General features: G+C 73.1%; 10 protein-coding genes and 1 pseudogene. All 11 read left to right on the top strand.

Translation table 11 applies throughout. The features are described from left to right. Positions 1 to 2168, top strand: a 2168-nt coding sequence (infB, locus tag MCAG_RS22555; protein WP_083802335.1) for a translation initiation factor IF-2, incomplete at its 5' end; no start/stop codon positions are given. A 90-nt stretch (positions 2169 to 2258) separates the two neighbouring features. Continuing rightward, positions 2259 to 2552, top strand: a complete 294-nt coding sequence (locus tag MCAG_RS22560) for a DUF503 domain-containing protein (RefSeq protein ID WP_007075291.1) — start codon at positions 2259 to 2261, stop codon at positions 2550 to 2552. Between the two features lie 133 nt (positions 2553 to 2685). Further along, the gene (gene rbfA / locus MCAG_RS22565) at positions 2686 to 3180 is read left to right on the top strand and encodes a 30S ribosome-binding factor RbfA (protein WP_007075292.1); all 495 of its coding nucleotides are present in this window, start codon (positions 2686 to 2688) and stop codon (positions 3178 to 3180) included. Beyond that, positions 3177 to 4217 carry a bifunctional oligoribonuclease/PAP phosphatase NrnA gene (locus MCAG_RS22570; protein ID WP_007075293.1) on the top strand — a complete coding sequence of 347 codons (1041 nt, stop codon included), beginning with the start codon at positions 3177 to 3179 and terminating at the stop codon, positions 4215 to 4217. The genes rbfA and MCAG_RS22570 overlap by 4 nt, the downstream gene beginning before the upstream one ends. A 64-nt stretch (positions 4218 to 4281) precedes the next feature. Further along, positions 4282 to 4689, top strand: coding sequence for a hypothetical protein (locus tag MCAG_RS22575; protein ID WP_007075294.1), 408 nt, complete (start codon positions 4282 to 4284; stop codon positions 4687 to 4689). Continuing rightward, positions 4689 to 4898 (top strand): DUF6186 family protein, encoded by a 210-nt coding sequence (locus tag MCAG_RS22580; protein ID WP_198141768.1) that lies wholly within the window; start codon positions 4689 to 4691, stop codon positions 4896 to 4898. The genes MCAG_RS22575 and MCAG_RS22580 overlap by 1 nt, the downstream gene beginning before the upstream one ends. A 559-nt stretch (positions 4899 to 5457) precedes the next feature. Beyond that, positions 5458 to 6788: pseudogene (locus tag MCAG_RS22585) on the top strand (MATE family efflux transporter). Positions 6789 to 6916: 128 nt separating this feature from the next. Beyond that, positions 6917 to 7801, top strand: a complete 885-nt coding sequence (gene truB / locus MCAG_RS22590) for a tRNA pseudouridine(55) synthase TruB (RefSeq protein ID WP_036377831.1) — start codon at positions 6917 to 6919, stop codon at positions 7799 to 7801. An 83-nt stretch (positions 7802 to 7884) separates the two neighbouring features. Further along, positions 7885 to 8820: a bifunctional riboflavin kinase/FAD synthetase gene (locus tag MCAG_RS22595; protein ID WP_007075298.1), complete on the top strand. Its 936-nt coding sequence runs from the start codon at positions 7885 to 7887 to the stop codon at positions 8818 to 8820. 325 nt (positions 8821 to 9145) lie between these two features. Continuing rightward, positions 9146 to 9415: a 30S ribosomal protein S15 gene (rpsO, locus tag MCAG_RS22600; protein WP_007075299.1), complete on the top strand. Its 270-nt coding sequence runs from the start codon at positions 9146 to 9148 to the stop codon at positions 9413 to 9415. 266 nt (positions 9416 to 9681) lie between these two features. Beyond that, the coding region (locus MCAG_RS22605) for a polyribonucleotide nucleotidyltransferase (RefSeq protein ID WP_007075300.1) at positions 9682 to 11326 on the top strand (1645 nt) is incomplete at its 3' end.

Raw genomic sequence — 11326 nt, forward strand, 5'->3', positions numbered from 1 at the left:
CCGGCGGTGGCGGCGGTGCCGGTCGTCCCGGCGGCGGTGGCGGTGGCTTCCGTGGCGGTCCCGGCGGCGGCGGCGGTGGCGGTGGCTTCCGTGGCGGTCCCGGCGGCGGCGGTGGCGGTGGCTTCCGTGGCGGTCCCGGCGGCGGCGGCGGTGGCGGCGCTCCCGGTGGCGGTTTCCGTCCGGGCGCACCGGCCGGCGGTGGCGGTCGTCCGGGTGGTGGCGGTCGTGGCCGTGGCGGCGGCGCCGCGGGTGCCTTCGGGCGTCCGGGTGGCAAGCCGACCCGTGGCCGCAAGTCCAAGAAGCAGCGCAGACAGGAGTTCGACAACCTGTCGGCCCCGACCATGAGCTCGGGTGCCCCCCGGGGTCAGGGTCAGGTCGTCCGGCTCTCCCGTGGCGCCTCGCTGTCGGACTTCGCCGACAAGATCAACGCCAACCCGGGTTCGCTGGTCCAGGAGATGTTCAACCTGGGCGAGATGGTCACCGCGACCCAGTCGTGCTCCGACGAAACCCTGCTGCTGCTGGGTGAGCACCTCGGCTTCGACGTGCAGATCGTCAGCCCGGAGGACGAGGACCGCGAGCTGCTCGCGCAGTTCAACATCGACCTCGACGCCGAGGTCGCGGAGGACCGCCTGGTCAGCCGTGCGCCGGTGGTGACCGTCATGGGTCACGTCGACCACGGTAAGACCAAGCTGCTCGACGCGATCCGCAAGGCGAACGTGGTCGCCGGCGAGGCCGGTGGCATCACCCAGCACATCGGCGCCTACCAGGTCCACGTCCCGCACGAGGGCGAGGACCGGGCGGTCACCTTCATCGACACCCCGGGTCACGAGGCGTTCACCGCCATGCGTGCCCGTGGTGCCCAGGTCACGGACATCGTGGTCCTGGTGGTGGCGGCCGACGACGGCGTGATGCCGCAGACCATCGAGGCGCTCAACCACGCCAAGGCGGCGGACGTGCCGATCGTGGTGGCGGTCAACAAGGTCGACAAGCCGGAGGCCAACCCCGACAAGGTCCGCCAGCAGCTGACCGAGTACGGGCTGGTCGCCGAGGAGTACGGCGGCGACACGATGTTCGTCAACGTGGCCGCGAAGCCGGGTATCGGCATCGACGAACTGCTGGAGGCGGTCCTGCTCACCGCCGACGCGTCGCTGGAGCTGACCGCTCCGATCGACGGGCCGGCGCAGGGTGTGGCCATCGAGGCCCACCTGGACAAGGGTCGGGGCGCGGTGGCGACGGTGCTGGTGCAGAAGGGCACCCTGCGGGCGGGCGACTCGATCGTCGCCGGCGGGGCGCACGGCCGGGTCCGGGCGATGCTCGACGAGAACGGCAACCAGGTCGCCGAGGCGGGTCCGGCCCGTCCGGTGCTGGTGCTCGGTCTCACCGCAGTCCCCGGGGCGGGCGACACCTTCCTCGCGGCGGCCGACGACCGTACGGTGCGCCAGATCGCCGAGCAGCGGCAGGCACGGCGGCGGGCGGCGTCCTTCGCCAACTCCCGTGGCCGGGCCACCCTCGAAACGCTCATGGAGCAGCTCAAGGAGGGCGAGAAGACCTCGCTCAACCTGGTGCTCAAGGGCGACGTCTCCGGTTCCGTGGAGGCGTTGGAGGACGCCCTGTTCAACCTCGACATCCCCGAGGAGGTCCAGCTCCGGATCATCCACCGGGGCGTGGGCGCGATCACCGAGAGCGATGTCATGCTCGCGAGCGCCTCGTCCGAGGCGGTCACGATCATCGGCTTCAACGTGCGGGCCGCCAACAAGGTCCGCGAGATCGCCGACCGCGAGGGCGTGGAGATCCGGTACTACACCGTCATCTACCAGGCCATCGAGGAGATCGACGCCGCGCTCAAGGGGCTGCTCAAGCCGGAGTACGAGGAGGTCGAGCTGGGCAGTGCGGAGATCCGCGACGTGTTCCGCTCGTCCAAGGTCGGCAACATCTCCGGCTGTATCGTCCGGTCGGGTGTCATTCGCCGCAACGCCAAGGCGCGGCTGCTGCGGGACGGGTCGGTCGTGGCGGACAACCTCACGATCAGCTCTCTCAAGCGGTTCAAGGACGACGCGACGGAGGTCCGCGAGGGCTTCGAGTGTGGTCTGACGCTGGGCGGTTACAACAACGTCCAGGTCGGCGACGTCATCGAGACCTTCGAGATGCGGGAGAAGCCGCGCGCCTGACGCGTCCGACGCACTGATCGAGGGGTTTACGCCCGAAACGGCGTAAACCCCTTGATCATGCGGGGGTCACTGCGGGTATCGTCCGGGACGATGTTCACCGGAATCGCAGTCTTCGACCTGCTGCTGCCGGGCGACTCCCGGTCGCTCAAAGCCAAGAGATCCTACGTCCGGCCGATCGTGGCGGCGCTGCGCCGCTTCGAGGTGTCGGTCGCCGAGGTGGGGGCGCTCGACCTGCACGGTCGGGCGGAGATAGCCGTGGCCGTGGTGGCCGCGGAGGGCGCGCACGTGCGCGAGGTGCTCGACTCCTGCGAGCGCCTGGTGGCGGGCCGCCCGGAGGCGGAGTTGCTGTCGGTCCGCCGACGCATGTACGGCGACGACGACTGACCGTGCGGGCGGTGCCGCCCGCACCGGCGTCGGCCCGATCGCGAAGGTAATGTTCGAACTGTTGGCCGGTCGGATCCGGTGGTGCCCCGCGCCGCCGGCCGGCCGGGAGTCCGACGCCGTGGAGGTGGGCGAGATGACGGATCCGGCCAAGGTACGCCGGCACGCGGAGCGCATTCGCGAACTGGTCGCGTCGGTGGTGCGGAGCCAGATCAAGGACCCGCGGCTCGGCATGATCACCATCACCGACGCCCGGATCACCGCCGATCTGCGCGACGCAACGGTGTTCTACACCGTCCTCGGTGACGCGGCGGCCCAGTCCAGCACGGCGGCGGCGCTGGAGAGCGCCAAGGGGATGCTGCGAAGCACGGTCGGCAAGGCCCTCGGGCTGCGTCACTCGCCGAGCCTGACCTTCGTCCTCGACGACGTGCAGAACCAGGTCAAGCAGATCGACGATCTGCTTGCGGCGGCCCGCCACGCCGACGCCGAGGTGCAGCGCCTCGCCGCCCGGGCCAAGTACGCGGGCGAGGCTCAGCCGTACCGGCTCGACTCCGACGACGACGCGGACGACGAGGTCGCGGGCTCCGACGCCGCCGACTCCGACGCCCCGCGCGGCGCGGACCGGCGGTGACCGGCCGGGCGGCCGGGGCGGTCGCTACCGGGCCAGGGGAGGCCGACTGGGCGGCGGCCGTGGCGGCGGTGCGCGACCTGCCGGCCGACGCCCAGGTCCAGTTGATCTGCCACGTGAACCCGGACGGCGACGCGCTGGGCAGCATGCTCGGCTTCGGGCTGGGGCTGCGCCAGTTGGGCGTACGCCAGCTCCGGGCGACCTTCCCCGGCCCGCCGGAGGTGCCGGAGCCGTTCCGCGCGCTGCCGGGGCTCGACCTGCTGGTCGGTGAGCAGGACGCGTATCCCGCGCCGCACCTGGTCGTCTGCTTCGACGCGGCGAGCGAGTCGCGGCTCGGCAACCTGGTCGACCGGCTGGAGACGGCCGGCACCGCGCTGGTGCTCGACCACCACGCCTCGAACACCATGTTCGGTGGGATCAACCTCGTCGACCCCCGGGCCGCCGCCACCTCGGTGGTGGCCGAGGAGTTGCTGGCCCGCCTCGGGGTGCGACTGGACGCGGGGATCGCCGAGGGCCTCTACGTCGCCCTGACCACCGACACCGGGTCGTTCCGGTTCGAGGCGACCACCCCGGCGGTGCACGAGCTGGCGGCCCGGTTGCTGGCCACCGGCATCCGCCCGGGAGACATCTCCCGCCGGGTCTTCGACACCCGGCCGTTCGGCGCGGTTCGGCTCTTCGGCGAGGTGATGTGCCGGGCCCACCTGGAGCCGGCGGAGGCCGGGGGCAACGGCCTGGTCTGGACGTACGCCACGCTCGACGACTTGGCCCGCCACGACCAGCGGCCGTACGTGCTGGAGGCGCTGATCGACTCGGTGCGATGCACCGCCGAGGCGGATGTGAGCTGCGTGGTCAAGCAGGTCCGCTCCGACGAGTGGGCGGTCTCGATGCGCAGCAAGGGCGCGGTGGACGTCAGCCGGGTCGCGGTCGCCCTCGGCGGCGGCGGGCACCGGTTCGCGGCCGGCTTCAGCGGCCGGGGCACGGCCGAGGACGTGGTGGCGAGCATCCGCGCGGAGCTGGGCAAGGCCCTGGTCGAGGGTTAGATCAGGGGCGACTGCGGGGGCCGTCGGTCTTCCCGCGTTCGTTGACGGCGGGGAGAATCGTGGGATGGAGCACCCGAGCGAGCTCTCCGTCGCGGAGCCCCGAGCCTGGGACCGCCCCGTGGTAACCGTCCCGGTGCTGGTCTGCCTCTCCCTGGTGGGCGGGCAGCTGCCCTCGTTCTCCGCGTCGGCGAACCTCTACACCCTCGGCACCGGGGGAGCACTGATCTGGCTGGGCCTGGGCAACCGGGTGCCGCGCCGGCCCGCGCCGCGCCGGCTCGGCGCGGGCGCGGTCTGGTGGGTGCTCCCGGCGGCCGTGTTCGGCGTCTTCGAGGGGGTCACCTTCGTCCTGGCCGCCGGCGACGAGTTTCCCACCTTCTCCCGGCTGGCCGATCCACTGCTGGAGGACGAACTGGTCCGCTCCGCGGCCTGGTTCGCCTGGCTGGCCGCGTTCTGGGGGTTGGTGCGGCGATGATGCGCGCGCTTGCCATCGCCGGCTTCCTCACCGCCCTGACGCTCCTCGCCGCCGTCGAGTGGGCGGCCCGTCGCCCGGGCTCGCGCATCCCGTCGTTGGCCGAGGTCTGCGCCTACGTGATGCGGTACGAGGTGGGCCCGGTCCCCGTCGGCAGGATCGGCCTGTTCGGCTTCTGGTGGTGGCTCGGCTGGCACTTCCTCGCCCGCTGACGGTTGTCGACCGGCTTCCGCGGGCGGTTCCGTCGTGCCCAGATGGCGGGAACAGCGGGCAGCATGTGGACCTGAACGATAACTTGGGAATCGATCGGCGCCGCGGCTGCGGCGCAGGTCCGCAGGCGGTGGCGTCTCACCCGACGCTGCCTCCCCCAGGGTCGGACCGACCCGGGCGCACGCCGCCCAGACCGGCAGCTCCGGTGACCCCGGACCGCCGTCGGGCGTCCAGCACGACCGGCCGTCGGGCCATCGCGTCCCATGACCCGCATCCCTGAAGGGGGAACCCCATGCCGAGCAAGCCCAAGCCCGAGAACACCGACGAGGCGCGCGAGCAGGCCCGCCGCGCGCTCCAGACGTCGATGGACACCCGCCAGTGATCCAGTCCGACCGGCGGTGATGTCGCCGACGTCCCGCGCCGCCGGCATCACCGCCCACCCGGTCCCGCTCGACCGGCACGTCCCCTGACTGCCCATGCCCTGGCTGCCGCGCCCCGGGCGCAAGGGTAAGGAATAGCTCGTCTTGCGGCCCTTACCTGGGCCGTGCCAGGATTGCGGCGATGACTGAGTCCGCCGTCGCCGCGCCCACCGCCGTCGCCTCGCCGCGCCGGATCGCCGCGCTGACCGTGCCGGCCCTGGTGGTGCTCGCCGCCGAACCGCTCTACGTGCTGGTCGACACGGCGGTGATCGGTCACCTGGGCCGGGTGCCCCTGGCCGCGCTCGCCGTAGCCGGCACCGTGCTGACGTTGATCGCCTGGCTGGGTTCCGTGCTGGCGTACGGGATCACCGGGCGGGCCGCCCGCCGCTTCGGTGCCGGCGACCGGGCCGCCGCGGTCGCCGAGGGGGTGCAGGCGTCCTGGCTCGCGCTCGGGGTGGGGGTGCTGGTCGCGGCCGGGATGCAGGTCGGCGCGGGCCCGCTGGCCGAGGCGCTCGCCGGCCCCGGGGAGGTCGCCGAGGCGGCAGCACGGTGGCTGCGGGTCGCCGCGCTGGGTGCCCCCGGCCTGCTGCTCGCCGCCGCCGGCAACGGCTGGCTGCGCGGCGTACAGGACATCCGCCGGCCGCTGTGGTTCGTGCTCGGCCCCAACCTGCTCTCCGCGCTGCTCTGCGTCCTGATGGTCTATCCGGGTCGGGTGGGGGCCTGACCGGCTCGGCGGTGGCGAACGCGCTGGCCCAGACCCTCTCCGGTGCCCTGTTCGCCGCCGCCCTGGCCGGCGAGCGGGTGGCGCTGCGCCCCCGGCCCCGGGTGATCCGCCAGCAGTTGCTGCTCAGCCGCGACCTGCTGATCCGGGGCGTCGCCTTCCAGGCCAGCTTCCTGTCCGCCACCGCCGTGGCCGCCCGGTTCGGGGCGGCGGCGGTCGGCGCGCACCAGATCGCCGTACAGCTGTGGTTCTTCACCGCCCTGATGCTCGACGCCCTCGCGATCGCCGCGCAGGCGCTGGTCGGGGCGGCGCTCGGGGCCGGCGACGCCGCCGGGGCGCGCGCCCTGGCCCGCCGGATGGCGCTGCTCGGCGCGGTCTGCGGGGTGGCCTTCGCGGGGCTCATCGCGGTCGGGGCCGGCCTCGTGCCCGGCCTGTTCAGCTCCGATCCGCAGGTACGCGAGCAGGCCATGGTCGCCTGGCCGTGGCTGGTGGCGTTGCAGCCGATCGGCGGCGTGGTGTTCGCCCTCGACGGGGTGCTGATCGGTGCGGGGGACGTCCGCTACCTGCGCAACCTCACGATCGTCGCCGCGTTCGGCGGGTTCCTGCCGGCGATCTGGCTGGCGTACGCGTTCGACCTGGGCCTCGGCGGCATCTGGGCCGGGCTGACCCTGTTCGTGCTGCTGCGGCTGGCGGCCCTGCTGCTGCGGCTGCGCTCCGGCGGCTGGGCGGTCGTCGGCGCGGTGCGGGGGTAAGGAGGGCCCGCGCTCGTCAACGGCCTGCGCGCCCCCACGGGGCTCCCGGGGTAAGAGCGAGTAGCGGTACGCCGCATTGTGCCGTGCGGTGACGGACGGCATGAACCCGTCTGGCAGGCTTGGCGGTCGTGAGCGCAGACGGTCTGATCGTGGTCGACAAGCCCGGCGGCATGACGTCGCACGACGTGGTGGCGCGGATCCGTCGCCTGGCCAGGACCCGCCGGGTCGGGCACGGCGGCACGCTCGACCCGATGGCCACGGGGGTGCTGGTGATCGGGGTGGGTCGGGCCACCCGGCTGCTGACGTACGTCATCGGCGCCGGCAAGAGCTACACCGCCACCGTACGGTTCGGGCAGGCCACCGTCACCGACGACGCCGAAGGGGACGTGATCTCCGCCACGCCGGCCGACGCGGTCGCCGACGAGGCGATCCGGTCGGCCTTCGCCGCCTTCGCCGGCGAGATCGACCAGGTCCCAAGCGCGGTCAGCGCGATCAAGATCAACGGGGAGCGGGCGTACAAGCGGGTGCGCGAGGGGGAGAGCGTCGACCTGCCCGCCCGCCGGGTCACCATCAGCCGCCTCGACGTGCTGGCCGTCCGTCGGGAGACCCCCGGTCTGGTGGACGTGGACATCGACGTGACCTGCTCGTCCGGCACGTACATCCGGGCACTGGCCCGGGACGCGGGCCTGGCGCTCTCCGTCGGCGGTCACCTCACCGCGCTGCGCCGTACGGCCGTCGGTGGTTTCGCCCTCGGCGAGGCCGCGACCCTCGACGAGCTGGAGCGGCGCGCGCCGGAGGTGGTGAACCTGCCCCTCGACGTGGCGGCCGACCGATTCTTCCCGCGCCGCGAGGCCACCGCCGACGAGGCGAAGGTGCTCTCCCACGGCGGCCCGCTCGATCCGGCCGGCATCGCCGGGCCGTACGCCGTCTTCGGACCCGACGGCGCTCTGATCGCTATCGTCAGCGAGCGGGACGGCCGGGCCCGCGCGGAGATCGTGCTCGCCCCGGCGTAGCGGCGGGGTGGGGAGGCCCGTCGGCCGCGACCGGCGGGGTACGACCGGCCGAGGCCGGCAGGCAACGACAGGGGAGGAGCGTCATGCAGCGGTGGCGGGGGTACGACGCCACGCCTGATGGTTGGGGCCGTTCGGCCGTCACCATCGGCGTCTTCGACGGCGTGCACAGGGGCCACCAGGCGACGATCGGGCACACCGTGGCCCGGGCCCGTGAGCTGGGGGTGCGGTCGGTGGTGGTGACCTTCGACCCGCATCCGGCCGAGGTGGTCCGCCCCGGGTCGCACCCGGCGGTGCTCACCGAGCTGGGCCGCAAGGCCGAGCTGGTCGAGGCGCTGGGCGTGGACGTGCTCTGCGTGGTGCCGTTCACCCCGGAGTTCTCCCGGCTGCCCGCCGAGGCGTTCGTGCACGACATCCTGGTCGAGCACCTGCACGCCACCCTCGTGGTGGTGGGGGAGAACTTCCGGTTCGGCCACCGGGCGGCCGGCGACGTGGCGCTGCTGGAGAGGCTGGGCCAAACGTTCGGCTTCGCCGTCGAGGACGCGCCGTTGGTCGCGGAGGACAGCACCGTCTTCTCGTCCACGTACATCCGGGCCCGCGTCGACTCCGGCGACGTCGCCGCGGCAGCCGCCGCGCTCGGCCGCCCGCACCGCCTGGAGGGGGTCGTGGTCCTGGGCGACCAGCGCGGCCGGGAGCTGGGCTTCCCCACGGCAAATCTGCTCTGCCACCCGCACGCGGCGGTGCCCGCCGACGGTGTCTACGCCGGCTGGCTGCTGCGCAAGGAGGGCCGCGAGCGGCTGCCCGCCGCGATCTCGGTGGGGACCAATCCGACGTTCTCCGGCCGGGAACGGCGGGTCGAGGCGCACGTGCTGGACTTCTCCGGAGACCTGTACGGCGAGCGGGTGGCCCTGGACTTCGCCGCCCACCTGCGCGGCCAGGTGCGGTTCGACGGGGTGGAGCCGCTGATCGCCCAGATGAACCAGGACGTGGGGCTCGCTCGCCGGATCCTGGGAATCGCCTGACCCGACGCCGCGGCTGGGCGGCCCCGGTCCGATGCTTCGGTCGGGCGGCCTCGGCCCCGCCCATGTCGCCCACATCGCGCCCCGGCCCCGGGCGGGAGGGCCTCGGCCCCGGGCGGGGAGGGGCCCGGCCTGCGCCGACATCGGGCCTCGGCTCCGGCCTTGGCGGGCGGTTCCGCCGAGGGCTGGTAGGCTGGTGGGGACGTCGGCTTACCGACGTGGGGCCTCGCGTGCCTGCACGACGCCGCGGGCGCGAGGAGCCGGTCCGTCTCCGGTCCCCTGACCGATCCGACGGGCATCATCGAACAACCCACGAAACAGGGAGAACATGGCGCTCGACCAGGAAGCCAAGGCCAAGATCCGCGCGGAGTACGCGACCGCCGAGGGTGACACCGGTTCGCCGGAGGTGCAGGTCGCGGTCCTCACCAAGCGGATCGCCGAGCTCACCGAGCACCTGAAGGTGCACAAGCACGACCACCACAGCCGTCGTGGGCTGCTGCTGCTGGTCGGCCGTCGCCGTCGGCTGCTCAACTACGTCCAGAAGAAGGACATCAGCCGCTACCGGTCGCTCATCGAGCGGCTCGGCCTGCGCCGGTGACGTCACGGGGGAGCGGCCCATCCGGGTCGCTCCCCCGTTCGGCGTCCACCACCTGAACGCCCGTTTGGCATCGGCGTCCAGCACCACCTGAAAAGAACAGGGGCCGCGCGACCACCAGACAGGGAGCCGGTCAGCGTACCGGTCTCCGGTAGTGGCCCCCGGGAGCCCCGGCAGTCGCCGGCACCCCGGGCGCTTCGATCGAAGACCGGCCGTCTGAGCAGCTCCCGCGTCGCGGGCCCCCCGATGCGAAGGAGCACCACCGCACCATGACCGAGCACAACCTCGGCACCGAGTCCCGTACCGCCGTGATCGACAACGGGTCCTTCGGCACCCGCGAGATCACCTTCTCCACCGGCCGGCTGGCCCGTCAGGCCGCCGGCTCCGTCGTCGCCCAGCTCGGCGAGACGGTCGTCCTGTCCGCCACCACCGCCGGCAAGCAGCCGAAGGAGCAGTTCGACTTCTTCCCGCTCACCGTCGACGTCGAGGAGCGGATGTACGCCGCGGGCCGGATCCCCGGCTCGTTCTTCCGCCGCGAGGGCCGCCCCAGCGAGGATGCGATCCTCACCTGCCGCCTGATCGACCGGCCGCTGCGCCCGTCGTTCGTCAAGGGCCTGCGCAACGAGGTCCAGGTCGTCGAGACGATCCTCGCGCTCGACCCGCAGCACCCGTACGACGTGGTCGCGATCAACGCCGCGTCGATGTCGACCAAGCTCTCCGGCCTGCCGTTCTCCGGCCCGATCGGGGCGACCCGGATGGCGCACGTCGACGGCCAGTGGGTGGCCTTCCCGACCCACGAGGAGCTGGCCCGGGCCACCTTCGACATGGTCGTGGCCGGCCGCGCCCTCGCCGACGGCGACGTCGCGATCATGATGGTCGAGGCCGAGGCCACCGAGCACACCGTCAAGCTGGTCGCCGATGGCGCCCCGGCCCCGACCGAGGAGGTCGTCGCCAGCGGCCTGGAGGCCGCCAAGCCGGCCATCCGCGAGCTGTGCCGGGCGCAGAGCGTGCTGGCCGAGGTGGCCGCCAAGCCGGTCGCCGAGTTCCCGGTCTTCCTCGACTACCAGCCCGACGCGTACGACGCGGTGGCCGGCCTGGTCCGCGTCGAGGTCGCCGAGGCCCTGAAGATCGCCGGCAAGGCCGACCGCGAGGGGGCCCTGGACCGGATCAAGGCCCGGGTCGCCGAGGAGCTGGGTGGTCGCTTCGAGGGCCGGGAGAAGGAGCTGTCCGCCGCCTTCCGGTCGCTGACGAAGTCCGAGGTCCGTAACCGGGTGCTGCGCGAGCAGGTCCGCATCGACGGCCGGGGGCCCCGGGACATCCGCCCGCTGAGCGCCGAGGTCGGCGTGCTGCCCCGGGTGCACGGCTCGGCGCTGTTCGAGCGCGGCGAGACCCAGATCCTGGGCGTCACCACGCTCAACATGCTGCGCATGGAGCAGTCGCTGGACACCCTCTCCCCGGAGAAGTCCAAGCGCTACATGCACAACTACAACTTCCCGCCGTACTCGACCGGTGAGACCGGCCGGGTCGGCTCGCCGAAGCGGCGCGAGATCGGCCACGGCGCGCTGGCCGAGCGGGCGCTGATCCCGGTGCTGCCGGCGCGCGAGGAGTTCCCGTACGCCATCCGGCAGGTCTCGGAGGCGCTCGGCTCCAACGGCTCCACCTCGATGGGCTCGGTCTGCGCCTCGACCCTGGGCCTGCTCTCGGCGGGTGTGCCGCTGAAGGCGCCGGTCGCCGGCATCGCCATGGGCCTCATCTCCGACGAGGTCGACGGCAAGACCCAGTACGTGACGCTGACCGACATCCTCGGCGCCGAGGACGCGTTCGGCGACATGGACTTCAAGGTCGCCGGCACCCGGGACTTCGTCACCGCGCTCCAGCTCGACACCAAGCTCGACGGCATCCCGTCGGACGTGC

The organism is Micromonospora sp. ATCC 39149, from assembly GCF_000158815.1.
GTDB lineage: Bacteria > Actinomycetota > Actinomycetes > Mycobacteriales > Micromonosporaceae > Micromonospora.